This is a genomic window from Compostimonas suwonensis, assembly GCF_002797855.1.
Lineage (GTDB): Bacteria > Actinomycetota > Actinomycetes > Actinomycetales > Microbacteriaceae > Compostimonas > Compostimonas suwonensis.
Genome location: NZ_PGFB01000004.1, coordinates 68,531 through 88,778 on the forward strand (window position 1 = coordinate 68,531; position 20,248 = coordinate 88,778).

The following is a 20,248-nucleotide window of genomic DNA, read 5'->3' on the forward strand; positions in this document are numbered from 1 at the left end:
GGGAGGAACCCGGCCGGCCGTTCTGACAGACGCTAGACGCTGGACGCTCAGCCTTCGGCCGGAGCCTCGGGGCCTTCGCTGTGCGCCGCGGAGCCCTCGGTGTCGGCGTCGTCGGCCAGCACGGGAGCGAGCGACAGCTTTCCGCGGTCGTCGATCTTGGTGATCTCGACGAGCACCTTCTGGCCGACGCCGAGCACGTCTTCGACGTTCTCGACGCGCTTGCCACCGGCGAGCTTGCGCACCTCGGAGATGTGCAGCAGGCCGTCCTTGCCCGGGAGCAGGGAGACGAAGGCGCCGAACGCGGCGAGCTTGACGACGGTTCCGAGGAACTGCTCGCCGACCTCGGGGTTCGTCGGGTTCGCGATCGCGTTGACCTGAGCGCGGGCGGCCTCGGCCGAGGGGCCGTCGACGGCGCCGATGTACACGGTGCCGTCCTCCTCGATCGAGATGTCCGCGCCGGTCTCGTCCTGGATCGCGTTGATCGTCTTGCCCTTCGGGCCGATGAGCTCGCCGATCTTGTCGACCGGGATCTGCACCGAGATCACGCGCGGTGCGGTCGGAGCCATCTCGTCGGGGGCGTCGATCGCAGCGTTCAGAACCGAGAGGATCGTCGTGCGGGCGTCCTTCGCCTGCGTGAGCGCGGCGTCGAGAACCGAGGAGGGGATGCCGTCGAGCTTCGTGTCCAGCTGGATGGCCGTCACGAACTCGGCGGTTCCGGCGACCTTGAAGTCCATGTCGCCCAGGGCGTCCTCGGCACCGAGGATGTCGGTGAGAGCCGCGTAACGGGTCACACCGTCGACGGTGTCGGAGACGAGGCCCATCGCGATGCCCGCGACCGGCGCGCGCAGCGGCACACCGGCGTTGAGCAGCGAGAGGGTCGAGGCGCAGACGGAGCCCATCGACGTCGAGCCGTTGGAGCCGAGAGCCTCGGACACCTGGCGGATCGCGTAGGGGAACTCGTCGCGGCTCGGCAGCACCGGCACGAGGGCGCGCTCGGCGAGGAAGCCGTGCCCGATCTCGCGACGCTTCGGGGTGCCCACGCGGCCGGTCTCACCGGTCGAGTAGGGCGGGAAGTTGTAGTGGTGCATGTAGCGCTTTTTGGTGACGGGCGACAGCGAGTCGATCTGCTGCTCCATCTTGAGCATGTTGAGCGTCGTGACGCCGAGGATCTGCGTCTCTCCGCGCTGGAAGATCGCGGAGCCGTGGACGCGCGGGATGACCTGCACCTCGGCGTCGAGCGGGCGGATGTCGGCGAGCCCGCGTCCGTCGATGCGGATCCCGTCGCGCAGGATGCGTCCGCGCACGACCACCTTCGTGACCGACTTGTACGCGGCCGACGCCTGGGCGTTCGCGGCCTCGGGGAGCTCCCCGGCCTCGACCTTGGCGGCGACGAACTCCTTGACGCGCGCCTTGAGAGCGTCGTCGGCATCCTGTCGCTCGATCTTGTCGGCGATCTGGTAGACCTTCGTGAGCTCGTCGTAGGCGAAGCCCGCGACGACGTCGTAGGTGGCCTGGTCGTAGGCGGTGAAGATCGGGTACTCGACGACGGGCTTGGCGGCCTGGCGTGCGAGCTCGGCCTGCGCCTCGACGAGCTGGCGGATGAACGGCTTCGACGCCTCGAGGCCCTGTGCGACGACGGCCTCGTTCGGCTTCGTCGCACCGCCCTTGATGAGGTTCCAGCTGTTCTCGGTGGCCTCGGCCTCGACCATCATGATCGCGACGTCGGTGTTGCCCGCGGCATCCGTGACGACCCGGCCGGCGACCGTGAGGTCGAAGACGGCGTCGACGAGCTGCGAGGCCTTCGGGAAGACGATCCACTGGTCTTCGCCGCCGGAGACCGAGCCCGGCATGAGCGCGAGGCGCACACCGGCGATCGGACCCGAGAACGGCACACCCGAGATCTGGCTCGACGCGCTCGCGGCGTTGATCGCGAGGGCGTCGTAGAACTCGTCCGGAGCGATGCTCAGAACGGTGATGACGATCTGGACCTCGTTGCGGAGGCCGTTGATGAACGACGGGCGCAGGGGCCGGTCGATGAGACGGCAGACGAGGATCGCCTCGGTCGAGGGGCGGCCCTCACGACGGAAAAACGAGCCGGGGATCTTGCCGGCGGCGTAGCTGCGCTCCTCGACGTCGACCGTGAGGGGGAAGAAGTCGAAGTTGTCCTTCGGCGTCTTGCCGATGCTCGTCGCCGAGAGCAGCATGGTCTCTTCGTCGAGGTAGGCGGCGACAGCGCCCTGAGCCTGCTGAGCGAGGCGTCCTGCCTCGAAGCGCACGGTGCGCGTTCCGAACCGTCCGTTGTCGAGAACGGCTTCGGCGAATTTGATTTCTGGACCTTCCAAGAGGTCTTTCTCCTTTGTTTAGTGTCGAGATCCCGTGTGGATCTCGACGCGTACATCGGAGCAGGAGCGGGCAGGAAGGGACGACGTCCTGCTGTGCGTGCGCTGCGTTGTCGACATCTACGTTGTTGACGTCTACACGCTGCGTTTGCACGTCGTCGGTGCGCGGTGGCGCGCCGGTCGTCTGGCTCTGGCCAACAGTAGAAGTGCACCGTACGAGACGGGAGACCACCACCGGTGACCAGCTTCGAGCCGGCCTGCTCCGTTCGGTTGCAGCGGGAAGAACCCACCCCAACCGGGTAAGAGCCTACCAGTCGCGTGCGTTCGCGCCTAGGGAGCGACCCGCAGCGCATCCAGCGAATGGTCGATGGCGCTCTCGAGGTGCTCGACGCTGCCGGTGGCGAGCATGATGACGACCCCGCCCTGGATGCCGGCGAGCAGGGCACGGGCGGCGGATGCGGCATCCACGCTCGCAGGCATCGATCCGGCGGCCTGCATCGAGAGGATGCCGCGCTCGATCGCGCCCTGCCAGCGCTCGAAGAGGTGGACGATGATCGACTGCACCTCGGGAACCTCACGGCCGAGCTGGGTCACGAGAACGCTCAAGGGGCAGGTGCGGCCCTGCTGCCGGTAGCGCTCGATCACGATGTCGCGCCAGACAATCCACGTGGGCCAGTCGTCGAGGGCGTCGAGCGCCGGGCGCTGATCGTCGAGCACACGGTCGGCCTCGTGCGCGGCGACCGCGAGCAGCAGCTGGTCCTTGCCCTCGGGGAAGTAGTGGAACAGCTGGCTCTTGCTCGTCGCGGTCGCCTCACGCACGTCGTCGAGGGAGGTGTGCGCGACGCCGCGCGACCGGATGACCCGGGCTGCCCCGTCGACGATGCGCCGCCGGGTCGCCTCGCCCTTGGGGGTCAGCGCCTTCGCCGACCCTCTCTCCGCCGACGTTCGCTCTGCGCGCATCCCATCGAATGGACTATCCGGTCCATTTAATGCGAGTCTTTTATGAACCATTGAGTCCATTTTAGCTCGGCTCATCTCACCGCCACACCTCCCGACAAGGAACCATCCCATGACACAACGACTCGCCCACCGCACCGCCCTCGTGACCGGCTCGACGAGTGGGATCGGCCGAGGCGTCGCCGAGGCCATGGCCGCGGAGGGCGCGCACGTGCTGCTCACCGGGCGCTCCGTCGAACGCGGCGAGGCAGCGGTCGCGGCGATCGTCGAGGCGGGCGGCAGCGCCGAGTTCATCGCCGCCGACATGACCTCGGATGCCGCGATCGCGAACCTCATCGCCCGGGTCCGCGAGCGCACCGGCGGCCGGCTCGACATCCTCGTGAACAACGCGGCCTACCTGACCGCGACTCCCCCGGCCTTCGCCGAGGTGACGGGGCATCAGCTCGACGAGGTGCTCGCCGTGAGCGTCAAGGCCCCGCTGCTGCTCTCGGCGGCGTTCGTGCCCGAGATGGCGGCGAACGGCCACGGCGTCGTCATCAACATGGGGTCGGTCAACGGGCTCACCGGGGTGACCGGCTCGGCCGTCTACAGCACCTCGAAGGCTGCCGTCCACGGCCTGACCCGAGCGCTCGCGACCGAGTTCGCGGCGTCCGGCGTGCGCGTCACCACGATCGCCCCGGGACCGACCGAGACGGAGTTCGTGGCGACGCTCGGCGACCGGCTGAACGCCATCCGGAGCGTCATCCCCTCCGGGCGACTCAACACCCCGGCCCAGATCGGGGCCGCGGCCGTCTTCCTCGCAAGCGACGACGCGATCAACATCACGGGGGTCACGCTCGCGATCGACGGAGGCCTGACCGGACACTGAGCAGGTTCGGAGCCCTTGCCGCGCGTAGGTTCACCACCCGCTACTGCGCCCCGAAACCACCGACCATCTGGGCGAAGGAGCTCTCGAGAGCGAAGGGGTCCTTTCCCTCGGAGCGGGTCGAGCGCTCGACGAGCTCGGCGAACTCGCCCGCGGCGCGCTCGATCCGGCTCGGCAGGGTCGCGGCCGGGTCGTCGGCCGTTCCCCAGTCGGACGAGGCCGCGTACACCGCCGTCGGCACGACGACAGCGTGCAGGTAGCTGAACAGCGGCCGCATCGCGTAATCGAGGGCGAGCGAGTGCCGCTCGGTGCCGCCGGTCGCGCCGATGAGAACGGGCGAGCCCTGCAGCGCGGTCGTGTCGAGCACGTCGATGAACGACTTGAACAGCCCGCTGTAGCTCGTGGTGAAGATCGGCGTGACGGCGATGACGCCGTCGGCCGTCGTCACCGTCTCGATCGCCGCGGCGAGCGCTGGGCTAGGGAAGCCCGTGAGCAGGTTGTTGGTGACGTCTTTCGCGATGTCGCGCAGCTCGATCACGTCGACCTGTGTGTCGACGTCGTGCAGCCCGAGCCGGGTGACGGTCGCCGCAGCGAGTCGGTCGGCGAGCAGACGGGTGGACGACGGCTGGCTGAGGCCCGCGGAGACGACCGCGATCCTGCGAGTGGTCATGATGTTCTCCTTGCTACCGGTTGGATCAGTTGGCGGATGCCGCGACCGAGACCGCGTCGGACGACGTCGTGCCCGCGGCATCCTGCGACGCCACGCTCGGAGCGCTGTCACGGGCCGCGACGAGACCGGCGTGGGTCGGGCCGTCCGGAACGTGCGCAGGCCGCAGGGCGTCGAACTCCTTGCGGAGCACGGGCACGACCTCCTCGCCGAGGATGTCGAGCTGCTCGAGAACGGTCTTCAGGGGCAGGCCGGCGTGGTCCATGAGGAAGAGCTGGCGCTGGTAGTCGCCGAAGGTGTCGCGGAAGGCGAGCGTCTTGTCGACGACCTCCTGCGGGCTGCCGACGGTGAGCGGGGTCTGCTCCGTGAACTCCTCGAGGCTCGGGCCGTGCCCGTAGACGGGCGCGTTGTCGAAGTACGGGCGGAACTCCTTCACGGCGTCCTGCGAGTTCTTGCGCATGAAGACCTGCCCGCCGAGACCGACGTAGGCCTGGTCGGCCGCGCCGTGCCCGTAGTGCTCGAAGCGCTGACGGTAGAGGCGCACGAGACGCTGGAAGTGCTCCTTCGGCCAGAAGATGTTGTTCGCGAAGAAGCCGTCGCCGTAGTAGGCGGCCTGCTCGGCGATCTCGGGACTGCGGATGGAGCCGTGCCAGACGAAGGGCGGAACGCCGTCGAGCGGGCGCGGCGTCGACTGGAACCCTTGCAGCGGCGTGCGGAACTCCCCCTGCCAGTCGACGTAGTCCTCGCGCCACAGACGGTGCACGAGGTTGTAGTTCTCGACCGCGAGCTCGATGCCCTGGCGGATGTCCTTGCCGAACCACGGGTAGACGGGGCCGGTGTTGCCGCGGCCCATCATGACGTCGACGCGGCCGTCGGCGACGTGCTGCAGCATCGCGAAGTCCTCCGCGATCTTCACGGGGTCGTTGGTGGTGATGAGGGTCGTCGAGGTCGAGAGGATGATCCGCTCGGTCTTCGCGGCGATGTAGCCGAGCATCGTCGTGGGGCTCGACGGCACGAACGGCGGGTTGTGGTGCTCACCGGTCGCGAAGACGTCGAGGCCCACCTCTTCCGCCTTCTGGGCGATCGTGAGCATGGCCTTGATGCGCTCGTGCTCGGTGGGGGTGCTGCCGTCGGTGGGGTCCGTGGTGACGTCGCCGACCGTGAAAATCCCGAACTGCATTTCCTCATCTCCATTTCGATGCGTTTGCATACAGTCGTGTAGAACTGCACCACGGCCCACGGTATTCCATGCGGTTGCATACGGTTGCCCGCGCGTGCGTGCGACCCGCAACCTCTCGTTCACCTCTTCGCGCTAGAACGGGCTCATGAGGCTTCGCGCGCTGAGCACGAACCGGCGGATCCGGCAGGCCCGGCAGGTCGTATGGACGCGATAGCCGACGCCCTCACGACCATCGCCGACTCGCCGTGGGTGTTCCCGCTGCTGTTCGCCCTCACGATCGGCGACGCGTTCCTGGTCGTGCTCCCGAGCGAGACCGCGGTCGTCGCGCTCGGCGCCCTCTCGCTGTCGACGGGGCATCCGCCGCTCGCGGGCCTGCTCGTCACGGCGGCCCTCGGCGCGATCGCCGGCGACAACCTCTGCTACCTGATCGGTCGCTCCATCGGCACGGAGCGCTTCGCCTGGATGCGCCGGCCTCGTGTGCACGCGGCCCTCGAACGCGCCCGCACGACGCTCCAGCAGCGGGCGGCGGTCGCGATCTTCACCGCGCGCTACATCCCCTTCGCGCGCATCGCGGTCAATCTCACGGCCGGCGCCACCCGGCTGCACTACGCGCGCTACCTGCTGCTCACGGTGCTCGCCGGCTGCGCCTGGGCCCTCTACAACACCGTCGTCGGCGCGCTCTTCGGCCAGGTCTTCGCGGGCAACCCGGTGCTCGCCGTGGTCGCCTCGGTCGTGGTCGCGATCGTCGGCGGCGTGAGCCTCGACTGGGTTCTCGGCAGGATGTCGCGCCGCCGCCAGGCTCGCAAGGCAGCGGGGTCCGGCGGTGCGGGCCCTCACCCCGGCACTGCGCCCGGCGCCGCTCCCGCGCCCGAGTGAACCCGGCTCTCGCGAGCACCGTTCGGCTGGGAGCGAACAGCTCCGCATCCCCGCCGCACCGTGTTTAGGCTTGAACCATGGCTACTGTCGATCTGACTACAGAGACCTTCGAGAAGACCATCGTCGACGGGGGCATCGTCCTCGTCGACTACTGGGCGGAATGGTGCGGCCCGTGCCGTCAGTTCGGCCCCACCTACGCGGCATCCTCCGAGGAGAACCCCGACATCACCTTCGCCAAGGTCGACACCGAGGCGCAGCAGCAGATCGCGGGGGCGATGGGCATCCAGGCGATCCCGACGCTCATGGCCTTCCGTGACGGCATCGGCGTCTTCTCCCAGGCCGGCGCACTGCCCAAGGCGGCCCTCGACGACCTCATCGAGCAGGTGCGTGCGCTCGACATGGACGCCGTCCGCGCATCCATCGCCGAGCAGCAGGCGGAGCAGACGCAGCAGGCAGAGCCCGCTCCCGCCGAGTAACCCGCCGCGCGCCCCTCACCGCACGCTTCTCACCGCGCCCGACAGGTCCGACCCGTCGGGCGCGGTGTTGTTCGCGAGCACGGTGGTTCGCGGGCGCGATGAGGCTCGCGAGCGCGATGTGGTTCGCGAGCGCGATGTGGTTCGCGAGCGCGATGTGGTTCGCGAGCGCGGGTTTGTTCGCGGGCGACGAGCGCCGAGGCACCGCGGTCGCGAACAGAGCCGCGGTCGCGGCATCCGCTCGCCTGCGCACGAAAAACGGGCCGCCACCCGAGGGTGACGGCCCGTCCAAGAAGATCGCGGTGTCAGCGAGAAGCTGCCCTCGATGGGTTCTGACAGAACCGACTAGCGACGCAGTCCGAGGCGCTCGATGAGCGCACGGTAGCGGTCGATGTCGATGTCTGACAGGTAGCCCAGCAGACGGCGACGCTGGCCGACCAGCAGAAGCAGGCCACGACGTGAGTGGTGGTCGTGCTTGTGCTCTTTGAGGTGCTCGGTGAGATCTTTGATCCGCTGGGTCAGGATTGCAACCTGAACCTCGGGGGATCCGGTATCACCGGGGTGGGTCGCGTACTCTTCGATGATCGCCTTCTTGACATCTGCTTCAAGTGCCATAGATGGAATCCCCTTATCTCTCGTTGCGCGGTGCCCCTCACCGAGTGTGTGGGCTCTCTTTATCCGCGGCCGTTAGACGGCAACCGTGGAAGTTTAGCAGAGCGCGGCCCGACTCGCTCGGCCGCTCGCGACCGATCACCGGTGGGGATGCCGGCGACCCGGCTACCCGGGCGCGTCCCGTTCCACGCTCACGGGCCAGTCGTCATCCGGGTAGGCCACAATGTAGCCATGCGAAGCGGGGGCGGAACGGGCATGGGCGGGAACGCGAGCGGGAACCAGGGCGAGAGCCACATCACAGCCGAGCAGGCGCGGCTCGACCGCGCGGACGACGGCTCCGAGGCCTGGCGCGACTGGGGCCCCTATGTCGCCGAACGGGCCTGGGGCTCGGTGCGCGAGGACTACAGCGCCGACGGCGACGCCTGGGCCTCGTTCCCGCACGACCACGCCCGCAGCCGCGCCTACCGCTGGAACGAGGACGGCATGGCCGGCTTCAGCGACCTCGACCAGAACTGGTGCCTCGCCCTGAGTCTCTGGAACGGCGTCGACCCCATCCTCAAAGAGCGGATGTTCGGGCTCACCGGTCCCGAGGGCAACCACGGCGAAGACGTCAAGGACTACTGGTGGTACCTCGACGGCACCCCCACCCATTCCTGGAACACCTGGCGCTACCACTACCCGCAGTCGCCGTTCCCCTACGACGACCTCGTCGAGACCAATGCCGCCCGCGGCAAGCTCGAGGCCGAGTACGAGCTCGTCGACACGGGCGTCTTCGACGACTCCCGCTACTGGGTCGTCACGGTCGACTACGCGAAAGACGGCCCGCACGACCTGCTCATGCAGATCACGGTCGAGAACGCGGGGCCGGATGCCGCGACCCTCCACATCCTGCCGACACTCTGGTTCCGCAACACCTGGTCGTGGGGCTACGACGCCGTCGCCCCCCGGATCGGCATGGAGGACGGCCGCGTCGTCGCGCGCTCCGATCGCGCCGGCACCCTCGTGCTCACGGGCGAGGGGCTCGCGGGCGAACTCACGGGCGAGGACGAGCCGACCCCGCTGTTCTGCGACAACGAGACCAACATCGCCCGGCTCTACGGGCAGCCGAACGGCCCGGCCCACCCGAAGGACGGCATCAACGACCACGTCGTCGACGGCGCCGACACGGTCAACCCCGCGCTCGAGGGCACCAAGGCCGCGCTGCACTACACCGTGACGCTCGGCGCGCAGGAGAGCCGCGTCATCCGGGTGCGGCTCACCCGCGCCGGAGAGGGTGCCGACGCGGACACCGAGGCCGAAACCCAAGCGCCCGTGCAGGATGTCGCCGGCGGCTTCGACGCGGTCGTGGCGGCACGGCGGGCCGAGGCGGACGAGTTCTACGCGGCGCTCGAGCCCGCCGGCATCCACCCGGACGAGGCCCGCGTGCTGCGGCAGGCGATCGCCGGGCTGCTGTGGTCGAAGCAGTTCTTCCACTTCAACGTCAAGCAGTGGCTCGACGGCGACCCCGGCTCCCCTCCCCCGCCGCCCGAGCGGGCCTCCGTGCGCAACGCGCAGTGGCGGCACCTCAACGCGCACGACGTCATCCTCATGCCCGACCCCTGGGAGTACCCGTGGTTCGCGGCCTGGGACCTCGCCTTCCACTGCGTGACGATCGCGCACGTCGACCCCGCCTTCGCCAAGTCCCAGCTCGTCCTCATGCTGCGCGAGTGGTACATGCACCCGAGCGGCCAGCTGCCCGCCTACGAGTGGAACTTCTCCGACGTCAACCCGCCCACCCACGCCTGGGCGGCCGTACAGGTCTTCCTGCTCGACGGCGGCACCGACATGACCTTCCTCGCGCGCGTCTTCCACAAGCTGCTCATGAACTTCACCTGGTGGACCAACAACAAGGACCACGGCGACAACAACCTCTACGAGGGCGGCTTCATGGGGCTCGACAACATCGCCCCGCTCGACCGCTCCAAGCTGCCGCCCGAGATCGGCGTGCTCGAACAGGCGGACTCGACGGCCTGGATGGCCATGTACGCCCTCGACCTGCTCGAGATCGCCCTGCGGCTCGCGACGAACGACAAGGCGTACGAGGATGTCGCGACCAAGTTCATCGAGCATTTCCTCCGGATCGCGGCATCCGCCAACGGCTCGGGCCTCTGGGACGAGGAGGACGCCTACTTCTACGACGTGCTGCACCTGGCCGACGGCCGGGACGTGCCGCTCAAGGTGCGCTCGCTCGTGGGACTCGTGCCCGTGGTCGCCTCGCTCGCGTATCGGGGGCCGGAGGTGCCGGTGCTGACCGAGTTCCAGGCCCGCACGGTGTGGTTCCTGGAGAACAACCCGGAGCTGCGCGAGGCCCTGCACCGCCGCGACGACGAGGACGGCCACAGGAACTTCCTGCTCGCGCTCGTCTCGCCCGAACGCCTCGAACGAGTGCTCGCGAAGGTCTTCGACGAGCACGGCCTGCTCTCGGCGCACGGCATCCGCGGGGTGTCGGCGTACCACCGCGACCACCCCTTCAGCGTCGAGGTGGGCGGCGAGACGGCCACGGTCGACTACGAGCCCGCCGAGTCGACGACCGGGCTCTTCGGCGGCAACTCGAACTGGCGCGGGCCCGTGTGGTTTCCGCTCAACGTGCTGCTCATCGAGGCCCTGCGCGATTACGCCGCGCACGACGTGACGGAGAGCCGGGTCGAGTTCCCGCTCGGCTCCGGCGAGCTCGTGACCCTCGGCGAGGCGGCCGACGCCGTCTCGGAGCGGCTCATCTCGCTCTTCCTGCCCGGGCCAGACGGCCGGCGCCCGGCCGACGCGCGCTACGAACTGCTCTCGACCGACCCGCGCTGGAAGGACAACATCTTCTTCTACGAGTACTTCGACGGCGACACGGGCGCCGGCCTCGGCGCCTCGCACCAGACCGGCTGGACGGCCCTCGTCGCGCACCTCATCCTGACGCGCGGGCGCTAGGCAGCTTGGCTTGATCTGGCCAGGTCCAAGGCCTCAAGGGGCAAACTAAAATCGCTGGAGTGGATTGAACGACGTAATCCACCAGTCAGCTATAGCTAGTGTCGAATACGCCAGTTTGAGAGCACGCTCTCGTTTGAGACCTTCATTTTCCCCATGAGCAATTCGGTTCCGCATGTTAACAAGCGCCGAAAGGTCGTCGTGAAGGAGGGAATCATTCTCGGCCAGAAAAGCTATCCAGTCATCGCTTAAGGACATATCAAAACGGCCGAGCACTCCGGATAAAGCGTCGGGAGTCGGATTTCTTGATTTCTCTAGCCAAGTAAGGCTGAAAGATCTGACATAGCCTCCAGATTTCTCCTGCACATAACCTCGGAGACAATGCTTTACGGTCTGCTCAAGATGTCCGCAACTCCGCACTACGAGCAAACGGCATAGCCAGCCCAAGGCCTCCGCAGAGACCCCCTCCGGTTCTTCAATCAGCAAAATTAGTGGTCGGAGCACATTTTCAGAGCTTGTGACCTCCCAAGGCGGCCACTGAGTAGTCAAAATCTCTATCCAAGGAAGGCTTCGGTAACAATTGCGAGGCGACGCCGAACACTTTCTTCATCCGCCGTCGCGCGCTGAGTCGCGTTGGACAAATCAGGTGAAAGGGCTAGACGCGACGATGCGTCGGCAATCTCCTTCGGGCTGAAGTCACGAATTTCCAAAGCACGCATTAATCCGACAAAAAGGGCTTCCGTCAGCGCAGCGTTAACAGCATTCCCTCCCGGACGAAGCACGCCGGCGCCCGGGCCGCTTAGCAGCAGATCAGCAGCCTTTGTAAATCTCTCCTCTAAATCATCAGGAGAAATATCAGTCATTGTGCGGTGAGCCGACAGAAAATCATTGAGAAATTTTTTGAGCGGCCGTTTATAAGTCCCCGGGCTAACTACTAGTGCGACTATTCGAAGGATCAGTTCTTGGTCACGCAGATGACGAGCAGGGGGACCATAAAGGCCACGCCAACTCGTCACGTTGTTGAGTAATGTGAGCCAATCCATCATTGGTCCCGCGTACAAGGCGATGCGGATTTCGTGCGGGGTAAGTTGAGTTCCGCCAGTATTCAATCTTTCAAAGACCTGATACACAGCGTCCAGCGAGGTTTGGGAGGCATCAGTTTGCACGATTGTTGCCTGAATAAATGTGCTATCCAAGCTGCGTCTCTGCTCACCCGACAGTTTCTTGTACGTCAGGCCCTTGAACTCACTGCCCACATGTTGCAGCGAAAACTCCTTCTTGTGAGCGATTCCCTCGTAGAACGCAGCCAAGGTCCTGAGCCGCTGCTGCCCGTCTAGGACCAAATATCGTTTGTCGCGTTGCTGGACAAGAAAGATTCCCGGGATCGGGTATCCCAATAGAAGCGATTCGATAAATCGATCCATTTGAACTTTGGTCCAGACTGAGGGCCTCTGGAATCGCGCTGTCTCAATCTGAACGTCGTCAGGTGATTCCTCACCAAAAGTGGGAATCACGATGTCATTTCGTCCAAGACGCCGCACGAGCCCCTCGACGTCAAAGTCAGTACTCGTGTAGGCGACACGGCCTGGAGTTGGATCTACCTCTTGCTGCTCATCGATTTCATCCTGAGTAAAGTCAAGCTCTTCAATCAGTGTCGAGGAGATACCAGTTTCCGCCTCAGGCTCGTTTTCAATCATCTGGCGATCTTACCGATCGTCAGAACTCAACAGAATTGACGCAAGAAAAAGTGGAAAACTACACGAAGCGCGCCGCGACCTCCTCGAGCACGGACTGCTGCCCGGCGTAGATGCCGTCGCGGCGCGGCCAGTGCGAGATCACGTCGGTGAAGCCGAGCTCCTCGGCGCGGCCGACGAGCTCGTCGAAGAGGCCCACGCTCGAGAGCGAGTAGAAGCCGCCCGAGTCGAGGGAGAGGTAGCGGTCGATCGAGCCGGGATCCCGCCCGGCGGCGCGGGCCGCGGCATCCATCCGCCTGCTGAGCTCGGTGACGGCGGCCCACCACTCCTCGCCGACGGCGCCCTCGGGGCCCGTCGTCACCCAGCCCTGGCCGTAGGAGGCGGCGAGCGCCATGCCCTTCGGCCCGTTCGCCGCGATCACGAACGGCACACGGGGCTCGGATGCCGGTGAGCCCACCATCCGCGCCTGCCGTGCCGTGAACCACGAGCCCTCGACCGAGACGCCCCCGCTGCCCGGCGCCTCGAAGCGCAGCAGCTGGTCGAGCTCGGTCACGAACTCCGCGAACCGGTCGTGCCGCTCGCGGGCCGTGTAGACGGGCTGGCCGAGCACTGTGGAGTCGAAGCCGGTTCCGCCGGAGCCGATGCCCAGCAGGAACCGCCCGCCCGCGATGTCGTCGACCGTCGCGACGTCCTTCGCGAAGGGGACGGGGTGCCGGAAGTTCGGCGAGGCGACGAAGGTGCCCAGCCGGATCGTACTCGTGACCGTCGCCGCGGCGGTGAGGGTGGGGATCGTGGCGTACCAGGGCTCGTCGGCGAGCGAGCGCCACGACAGGTGGTCGTAGGTCCACGCGTGGTCGAAACCGAGCTCGTCGGCGAGCGCCCACGTGTGGCGGGCCTCGCTCCATCGATCTTGGGGCAGAATGACGATGCCGAAACGCATTCTGCGAGTCTACGGATGAGTGGACGGATGTCGGCACCCCGCGCTCATCTCACGCATCCCGAACCGCGTGCTCAGAACCGAAAGGCCCACTTCAGTGTCCGAATACGTCTACGCCGGCCCCGCCGACATCGATCGCGCGATCGCGATGCTCATCAGCCTCGACGAGGCGCAGCACAGCGCGCTCGCGGTTCTCCAGATCGACGACGCGATCGCCCGGCTCGGTCACGAGCTCCAGCTCAGCCAGGCCGACCCGGGCTACCGGCCCGACAACGACTTCATCGCGCAGCTGAGCAGCTACATCGCCTACGCCGACGAGCACGGCTTCCCCCAGCACCCGGCGTAGGCGGCGCGGCCGGTTCGTCCGGCGCGACATCCGCACGTCAGGGGCGCGTGTAAGAATCGCCGCATGACGACGAACCGCCGGATGACACCCGCTCGCTGCACGATCGTTCCGCCGTACCTGCTCGAGCGCCTGGCCGCGCTCTCGGATGAGAGCCTCGCGCACGCCGCGGAGTCGGCCCGGCGCTCCCTGCTCGTTGACGCCCCGTTCCGCGAGGTGCGCGCGGGCGAGCAGCCGCCGATGGCGCCCCGCACGGCGCTGCCCCCGACGGCGGGCGAGTCGGGCGGGGCCGGCACGGTGAGCGCGGTGACCGGGGTCGTGCGTCGCACCATCTGGTCGGCGGGCAATCGCGAGACGCTGCCCGGCGACATCGTGCGCCGCGAGGCCGACGCGCCCACGGCCGATCCCGCGGTGACCGAGGCCTTCGACGGGCTCGGCGACACCCACGCGCTGCTGTGGCAGGTCTTCGACCGCGCGTCGATCGACGGGCACGACCTGCCGCTCGACGCGAGCGTGCACTACGGCCGCGACTACGACAACGCCTTCTGGGACGGCACGCGGATGGTCTTCGGCGATGGCGACGGGCAGATCTTCACGCGCTTCACGGCATCGCTGAGCGTCATCGGCCACGAGCTCGCGCACGGCGTCACCCAGTACACGGCGAACCTCGACTACGTCGGCCAGTCGGGGGCGCTCAACGAGTCGATCTCGGACGTCTTCGGCGCCCTCGTCGAGCAGTACACCCTGCGCCAGAGCGTCGAGGAGGCGAGCTGGCTCATCGGGCTGGGCCTCTTCACCGATCAGGTCGAGGGCAGTGCCCTGCGCTCGATGAGCCATCCGGGCACGGCGTACGACGACGACATCCTGGGCACCGACCCGCAGCCGGCGCACATGCGCGACTACATCGAGACGGATGACGACAACGGCGGTGTGCACCTGAACAGCGGCATCCCCAACCGGGCCTTCTACCTCGCGGCACAGGCCCTCGGCGGCAACGCCTGGGAGGCCGCGGGCCAGATCTGGTTCGACACGCTCACGGGCGGCGGGCTCGCGCACGACGTGGAGTTCGCGGCCTTCGCCGAGGCGACCGCCCGGGCCGCGATCACGCGCTACGGCGACGACTCGGCCGAGCACCGCGCCGTCGTGGAGGGCTGGGCGGGCGTGGGCCTGGGGTGACGCAGGCCCCGCCCGCGCCGGCCGGCCCTGGCAACGCACATCTGCGCGGCGTAGCATCACGAGGATGAAGGTCTTCGTGCACCGTTCGGGCGGCTTCGCCGGCCTCGGGCGCACGTGGGAGGTGCGCGTCGACGAGCAGCCCGACGCCTCCGACTGGATCGACCTGCTCGACGGCCTGCCCTGGGACGACGTCGCTCCCCCGCCCCGCGACGCCGACCGCTACACCTATCGCATCCGCTGCGCGCCGCACGAGGCGACGCTCGCCGAGACCCAGCTCACGGGAGCCTGGCGCGAGCTCGTCGACCGGGTGCAGGATGCGGCAGGCCAAGCCCGCCAGTCGCGCTGAGCCCCACGTCGACGGTCGTGTCGGGCCCGACCCCGCTAAGGTCGGAAGCGTGTCCACCCCGCCTCGGCAGCCCCTCCTGTTCACGGTGCGGGTCAAACCGGGCAGCCGGAGAGGCCCGCTTGTGGAGAGCGACGCCGCCGATGCCATGAGCCTCACGGTGTATCTGCGCGAGAGGCCGGTCGAGGGGCAGGCGAACGAGGCGCTCCTGCGGGTGCTCGCGCAGCATTTCGGCGTGCGTCCCCGTGACGTCGACATCGTGCGCGGCACGAGTTCGCGTGTCAAGCACGTGCGGATCACCGCCGATCGATGACATGCCAACCCGCGGATTGATGACATGCCAACGTCGTAGACCCTCGAGAGGCCCGCGAAGTGTACGGTGTTCACAATACGAGTTGGCGCAATCGGCCTGCGGAAGGGTACCGTGCTCAGAATGACCACCCCGAACACTCGGACTCGCACGACCTACCGGCACGGCGACCTGCGCGGCGCCCTGCTCGCGGCGGGAGTCGACATGGCCGCAGAGGGCGGCCCGGATGCCGTCGTGCTCCGCGAGGCGACCCGGCGCGCGGGGGTCGCGCCCAACGCCGCCTATCGCCACTTCGCCGACCGCCGGGAGCTGCTCCACGCCGTCTCCGCGGCCGCCCAGGGCCACGCCGCCGACCGGATCGAGCGCGAGCTGAACACGATCCCCCCGCACGACGACCCCGCCGAGGCCGCGCGCCTGCGCCTGCGCGCCGTCGGCTCGGGCTACATCGCCTTCGCGCGCGAGGAGCCCGGCCTCTTCCGCACCGCGTTCTCCGTGCCCGACGACCTCAGCAACGCCGGGGACCCGTCCAAGGCCGGTGCGGGCGGGCGCTCCCCCTTCCAGCTCGTCGGGATGGTGCTCGACGAGCTCGTCGAGGTCGGCTCGCTCCCGGTGTCCCGCCGGGGGAACGCCGAGTTCCTGGCCTGGTCGGCCGTGCACGGGCTCGGGATGCTCGTGATCGACGGGCCGCTGCGAGGCCTCACCGACGAGATGGTCGACGGCGCGACATCCCGCCTTCTCGACATGGTCGAGCGCGGGCTCTGAGGCTGTCCGGGCCGAGCTCGGGGCCTGGAGATCAACTCGGAAAAAAAATCCGTCCCTCGGGAATTGTCGACGCGCCCATCCGGTTCAGCCTTGATGACACGTCACCACGTCAGGGTGGCGTCTTGCCACGTGAAAAGGACTAACGAATGCCCAAGATCGCCATCATCATCGGCAGCACGCGCCCCGGGCGCAACGGAGAGGCCGTCGCCCGCTGGGTGCACGAGATCGCCTCGCAGCGCACCGAGGTCGACTACGAGCTGGTCGACCTGCTCGACTACGACCTCCCGCACCTCGACGAGGCGCTTCCGCCCGCGTACGGACAGTACTCGCAGGAGCACACCAAGAAGTGGGCGGCCAAGATCGCCGAGTTCGACGGCTACATCTTCGTGACCCCCGAGTACAACCACTCCACCTCCGGCGCGCTCAAGAACGCGATCGACTTCCTCTCCGCCGAGTGGAACAACAAGGCCGCCGGCTTCGTGAGCTACGGCGTCTTCGGCGGATCGCGCGCCGTCGAGCACCTGCGCCTCGTGCTCTCGCAGCTCCAGGTCGCCACCGTCAGCGCGCACGTCGGGCTCGGCCTCGCGACCGACTTCGTCGACTACTCGAACTTCCAGCCCGCCCCCTACCAGGAGGCCGGCCTCACCGCCGTCTTCGACCAGGTCGAGTCCTGGTCGAGCGCCCTCGCGCACCTTCGTGGTGCGGATGTCGCCGCCGAGGCGGACGTCGAAGAAGAGACCGCAGCCTAGGTCTCAGCGGCGCTCAGCGGCGTCTCAAGCCCGAGCCGGTCGTCTCCCCAGGAGGCGGCCGGCTCGTTCCATGCGTGCGGAGCTGCTCGGCCCCGGAGGTGCGCTCAGTCCTCGGAGTCGTCGCCGGGGTCGCAGGCGTCGAGGGTTCCGAGCACGCTGCGCGAGGCCGCGCCGAGCGACTCGAGCTGCTCGGGCGTCAGCTGGTCGAAGAAGAGCGCGCGGATCGTGTCGACGTGCCGCGGTGAGGCCTTGACGACGGCGCGACGGCCCTCGGTCGTCAGGTGGATGAAGCTCGCGCGCGCATCGGTGTCGCAGGGGCGCCGCTCGACGAGGCCGCGCTTCTCCATGCGGGTCACGTGGTGCGAGACCCTGCTCTTCTCCCAGCGGATCGTCGCAACGAGGTCGCGCACCCGGGCGCGCCTCTCGGGCGCGCGCAAGAGCGCGATGAGCACCTCGTAGTCGGAGTACGAGAGGTTCGCGTCTTTCGAGAGCTGCTCGTCGAGGGCGCGATCGAGGTGCCTTCGCATACGGAAGAAGGAGTCCCACACCTCTTGTTCATCGGCGCTCAGACGCCCCGGCTTCTCCATTCCCCAATCCTATGTTCGGGGTATGACAACGCCGGGGACCGAGGCCCGCGATATGCGTATTCCCTGTTCAGCCCACCGCGAACGACGGATCGAGGCTCGGCTCGAACGACACGAGCGAGAGCCGCTGGGTCGGCCTCGTCATGGCCACGTAGAGGCCGGCCGCGCCGCGCTCCGCCTGCCGCACGATCCCCTGCGGCTCCACGACGATGACCGAGTCGAACTCGAGCCCCTTCGACTGACGGGCCGTGAGCACGGAGACCGGCCGCGACAGACCGCGGTCGCCTCGCCCCACGTCGCCGCCGAGCCGCGCGACGAGGCGCTCGGCGACCTCCGGCTCGAGAGCGTCGGGAACGATGACGGCGACGGTGCCCTCGTCGATGGCGCGATCCCGGGCGATCGTGGCCTCGATCGCATCCACGAGACCGTCGACGGTCGCGGACGCCGAGCCCCCGGCCGGTGCGGCCGCCACGTGCTCGACGGGCCACTGCGTCTCGCGCACCGCCCGCGACCGCGTCACGACGAGCCCGTTCCGCTCCGCGACATCCTCGGCCGCCCGGGTGATCTGCGCGGGGGTGCGGTAGTTGACGGTCAGCTCCTCGAGCCGGAACCGCTCCCCGACGAAGGGCTCGAGCGCCTGCTGCCACGACGAGGGCGCCGCCGGCGAGCTCGCCTGCGCCATGTCGCCGACGATCGTGAACGACTTCATGGGGCCTCGGCGCATGAGCAGCCGCCACTGCATGGGCGAGAGCTCCTGGGCCTCGTCGACGACGACGTGGCCGTAGGCCCACTCCCGATCGGATGCCGCGCGCTCGGCGGTCGTGCCCCGCGCGGCCGTCTCGGCGAAACCGCTCGCCAGGGCCTCGGGCGTGATGAAGCCCTCGACCTCCATGTTGCGGATCGCGTTCTCGGCGTTCTCGACATCCCGCTTGTGCTGGGCCTTCGCCGCCCGCTTCGCGACGGAGGCCTGCTCGTCGTACTCGCCGAGGTATTCGGCCGCCTCGTCGAGCAGGGGGACATCGGAGACGGTGAGCGGCGCGTCGCGGTCGCGCAGCAGCAGGGCGCGCTGCTCGGGAGTCCACCGCGGGGTGAGGCTCGCGAGCCAGCCGGGCCGCGCGTAGAGGTCGCGCACGAGCTTCTCGGGGGTGAGCGGCAACCAGGCCGAGTTGAGCAGCACGCGCACGTCGTAGCTCGTGCGCAGGTCTTCGCGCAGGTAGCCGAAGTCGGACTCCTCCACGGTCGAGCCGTTCGCCGTGAGCTGCGCCACGAGCTGCGCGAGCAGGGCGGAGAGCGCGCTCTTGACGAAGGTCACGCGCGCCGTGTTGTGCGGCTTGCGCGACTCCTGGGCCTTGCGCATCGCCGTGCGGATGAGCTCGGGAGAGACCTCGAGCCGTTCGCCGTTGACGTCGATGACCTGGGTCTCGGTGGGCACGATCTGACGCGAGGCGACGGCTTTGCGCACGAGGGCGGCCATCTCGAGCCGGCCCTTGAGAGCCGCGGTCTCGGGGGCGTCCTCCTCCGAGGTCTCGACGCCGGGGAAGAGCTGGCCGACGCTCGCGAGAACGACGCCCGACTCGCCGAGGCTCGGCAGCACGGCCTCGATGTACCGCAGGAACGACGCGGACGGGCCCACGACGAGCACACCCGCCGAGGCGAGACGGTCGCGGTGGGTGTAGAGCAGGTACGCCGCGCGGTGCAGGGCCACCGCGGTCTTGCCGGTTCCCGGGCCGCCCTGCACCACGAGCACACCCTGCAGCTCCGAGCGGATGATGCGATCCTGCTCCGCCTGGATGGTCGCGACGATGTCGTGCATGCGCCCGGTGCGCTGGGCGGTCAGGGCGGCCATGAGCGCACCCTCGCCCTGCAGCCGGGCGGCGGCCTCCTCGTCGTCGAGCAGCTCGCTGTCGAAGATCTCGTCGTCGATGCGCAGCAGCTCTCGGCCGCGCGTCGTCAGGTGGCGGCGGGAGCGCACCCCGAGCGGGGTCGCGGCGGTCGCCTGGTAGAAGGCGCTCGCCTGCGGCACGCGCCAGTCGAGCAGCAGAGGCTGCTGCTCGGGGTCGCGCAGGCCGATGCGGCCGATGTACAGGCGTTCACCGGCATCCTGCGCCTGATCGGATGCCGTGTGGCTCGCGTCGAGCTGCAGGCTGCCGAAGACCAGCCGCTCGTCGACCTCGTTGAGCTGGGCGATGCGGTCTTCGTAGATGCGCGCGAAGGCGTCGCGCTCGCTGCGGCTCTGGTGGGTGCCGCCGGGGTTCTCGAGCCTCACGCGCCCGAGCTGGGTCGCGGCTTCGTCCCGCAGCTCGTCGAGTCGACCGTACAGACTGCTCAGGTATACGCGCTCTCGCGCCAATTCCGCATCAACCACTCGTCACAAACCCCTCGGATTCCGGCGAGCCAGTTTACTCCTCCCGGTTGAACGTCTCGGGCCG

Annotated in this window: 20 protein-coding genes; 10 read left to right on the forward strand and 10 right to left on the reverse strand. The window is 68.2% G+C overall.

Going from position 1 to position 20,248, the window contains the following annotated elements:
* Nucleotides 1–47: 47 nt before the first annotated feature.
* Both CLV54_RS11455 and CLV54_RS11460 read right to left on the reverse strand, forming a co-directional pair.
* On the reverse strand, nucleotides 48–2,342 hold the full coding sequence (locus CLV54_RS11455) for a polyribonucleotide nucleotidyltransferase (protein WP_100345133.1): 2,295 nt from the start codon (nucleotides 2,340–2,342) through the stop codon (nucleotides 48–50).
* Nucleotides 2,343–2,669: 327 nt separating this feature from the next.
* Nucleotides 2,670–3,299, reverse strand: coding sequence for a TetR/AcrR family transcriptional regulator (locus CLV54_RS11460; RefSeq protein ID WP_100345134.1), 630 nt, complete (start codon nucleotides 3,297–3,299; stop codon nucleotides 2,670–2,672).
* A 109-nt stretch (nucleotides 3,300–3,408) separates the two neighbouring features.
* Between CLV54_RS11460 and CLV54_RS11465 the strand changes: the two genes are divergently transcribed.
* Nucleotides 3,409–4,164 (forward strand): SDR family NAD(P)-dependent oxidoreductase, encoded by a 756-nt coding sequence (locus tag CLV54_RS11465; protein ID WP_100345135.1) that lies wholly within the window; start codon nucleotides 3,409–3,411, stop codon nucleotides 4,162–4,164.
* 40 nt (nucleotides 4,165–4,204) lie between these two features.
* On the opposite strand, the gene CLV54_RS11470 is transcribed toward CLV54_RS11465, so the two are convergent.
* Together CLV54_RS11470 and CLV54_RS11475 are read right to left on the reverse strand one after the other, a co-directional pair.
* Entirely contained in the window at nucleotides 4,205–4,831 is a 627-nt protein-coding gene (locus tag CLV54_RS11470; RefSeq protein ID WP_100345136.1) for an FMN reductase, read from the reverse strand.
* Between the two features lie 25 nt (nucleotides 4,832–4,856).
* Nucleotides 4,857–6,008, reverse strand: a complete 1,152-nt coding sequence (locus CLV54_RS11475; protein ID WP_100345137.1) for an LLM class flavin-dependent oxidoreductase — start codon at nucleotides 6,006–6,008, stop codon at nucleotides 4,857–4,859.
* A gap of 201 nt (nucleotides 6,009–6,209) precedes the next feature.
* Here CLV54_RS11475 and CLV54_RS11480 point away from each other — a divergent pair, with 201 nt between their 5' ends.
* Together CLV54_RS11480 and trxA are read left to right on the forward strand one after the other, a co-directional pair.
* Nucleotides 6,210–6,884 (forward strand): DedA family protein, encoded by a 675-nt coding sequence (locus CLV54_RS11480; RefSeq protein ID WP_100345138.1) that lies wholly within the window; start codon nucleotides 6,210–6,212, stop codon nucleotides 6,882–6,884.
* A 77-nt stretch (nucleotides 6,885–6,961) separates the two neighbouring features.
* Nucleotides 6,962–7,360: a thioredoxin gene (gene trxA, locus CLV54_RS11485; protein WP_100345139.1), complete on the forward strand. Its 399-nt coding sequence runs from the start codon at nucleotides 6,962–6,964 to the stop codon at nucleotides 7,358–7,360.
* Between the two features lie 342 nt (nucleotides 7,361–7,702).
* Here trxA and rpsO read toward each other — a convergent pair whose 3' ends face one another.
* On the reverse strand, nucleotides 7,703–7,972 hold the full coding sequence (rpsO, locus tag CLV54_RS11490) for a 30S ribosomal protein S15 (RefSeq protein ID WP_100345140.1): 270 nt from the start codon (nucleotides 7,970–7,972) through the stop codon (nucleotides 7,703–7,705).
* A 228-nt stretch (nucleotides 7,973–8,200) separates the two neighbouring features.
* Here rpsO and CLV54_RS11495 point away from each other — a divergent pair, with 228 nt between their 5' ends.
* Complete coding sequence (locus tag CLV54_RS11495) at nucleotides 8,201–10,924, forward strand: MGH1-like glycoside hydrolase domain-containing protein (RefSeq protein WP_245861647.1); 2,724 nt, start codon at nucleotides 8,201–8,203, stop codon at nucleotides 10,922–10,924.
* Between the two features lie 45 nt (nucleotides 10,925–10,969).
* Here CLV54_RS11495 and CLV54_RS18210 read toward each other — a convergent pair whose 3' ends face one another.
* From CLV54_RS18210 to CLV54_RS11505, 3 genes are read right to left on the reverse strand one after another with little or no spacing between them, the layout of a single operon-like run.
* The gene (locus tag CLV54_RS18210; protein WP_425430284.1) at nucleotides 10,970–11,425 is read right to left on the reverse strand and encodes a HEPN domain-containing protein; all 456 of its coding nucleotides are present in this window, start codon (nucleotides 11,423–11,425) and stop codon (nucleotides 10,970–10,972) included.
* A gap of 50 nt (nucleotides 11,426–11,475) precedes the next feature.
* The gene (locus tag CLV54_RS11500; protein WP_100345142.1) at nucleotides 11,476–12,618 is read right to left on the reverse strand and encodes a DUF262 domain-containing protein; all 1,143 of its coding nucleotides are present in this window, start codon (nucleotides 12,616–12,618) and stop codon (nucleotides 11,476–11,478) included.
* Between the two features lie 58 nt (nucleotides 12,619–12,676).
* A complete protein-coding gene (locus CLV54_RS11505) occupies nucleotides 12,677–13,555 on the reverse strand; it encodes an LLM class flavin-dependent oxidoreductase (protein ID WP_100345143.1) in 879 nt (292 codons plus the stop codon).
* Between the two features lie 94 nt (nucleotides 13,556–13,649).
* On the opposite strand from CLV54_RS11505, the gene CLV54_RS11510 reads away from it, so the two are divergent.
* From CLV54_RS11510 to CLV54_RS11535, 6 genes are all read left to right on the forward strand, one after another.
* On the forward strand, nucleotides 13,650–13,898 hold the full coding sequence (locus CLV54_RS11510) for a hypothetical protein (RefSeq protein ID WP_100345144.1): 249 nt from the start codon (nucleotides 13,650–13,652) through the stop codon (nucleotides 13,896–13,898).
* Between the two features lie 63 nt (nucleotides 13,899–13,961).
* Nucleotides 13,962–15,071 carry a M4 family metallopeptidase gene (locus CLV54_RS11515; protein ID WP_245861649.1) on the forward strand — a complete coding sequence of 370 codons (1,110 nt, stop codon included), beginning with the start codon at nucleotides 13,962–13,964 and terminating at the stop codon, nucleotides 15,069–15,071.
* Nucleotides 15,072–15,135: 64 nt separating this feature from the next.
* Entirely contained in the window at nucleotides 15,136–15,417 is a 282-nt protein-coding gene (locus CLV54_RS11520; RefSeq protein WP_100345146.1) for a protealysin inhibitor emfourin, read from the forward strand.
* Between the two features lie 49 nt (nucleotides 15,418–15,466).
* Nucleotides 15,467–15,727 carry a DUF167 domain-containing protein gene (locus CLV54_RS11525; RefSeq protein WP_245861651.1) on the forward strand — a complete coding sequence of 87 codons (261 nt, stop codon included), beginning with the start codon at nucleotides 15,467–15,469 and terminating at the stop codon, nucleotides 15,725–15,727.
* Between the two features lie 120 nt (nucleotides 15,728–15,847).
* On the forward strand, nucleotides 15,848–16,486 hold the full coding sequence (locus CLV54_RS11530) for a TetR/AcrR family transcriptional regulator (protein ID WP_100345148.1): 639 nt from the start codon (nucleotides 15,848–15,850) through the stop codon (nucleotides 16,484–16,486).
* Nucleotides 16,487–16,632: 146 nt separating this feature from the next.
* Entirely contained in the window at nucleotides 16,633–17,235 is a 603-nt protein-coding gene (locus CLV54_RS11535) for an NADPH-dependent FMN reductase (protein ID WP_100345149.1), read from the forward strand.
* A 104-nt stretch (nucleotides 17,236–17,339) separates the two neighbouring features.
* Here CLV54_RS11535 and CLV54_RS11540 read toward each other — a convergent pair whose 3' ends face one another.
* A complete protein-coding gene (locus CLV54_RS11540; RefSeq protein ID WP_100345150.1) occupies nucleotides 17,340–17,822 on the reverse strand; it encodes a MarR family winged helix-turn-helix transcriptional regulator in 483 nt (160 codons plus the stop codon).
* Between the two features lie 67 nt (nucleotides 17,823–17,889).
* Nucleotides 17,890–20,184 carry a HelD family protein gene (locus CLV54_RS11545; RefSeq protein WP_100345151.1) on the reverse strand — a complete coding sequence of 765 codons (2,295 nt, stop codon included), beginning with the start codon at nucleotides 20,182–20,184 and terminating at the stop codon, nucleotides 17,890–17,892.
* Nucleotides 20,185–20,248 lie beyond the last annotated feature (64 nt).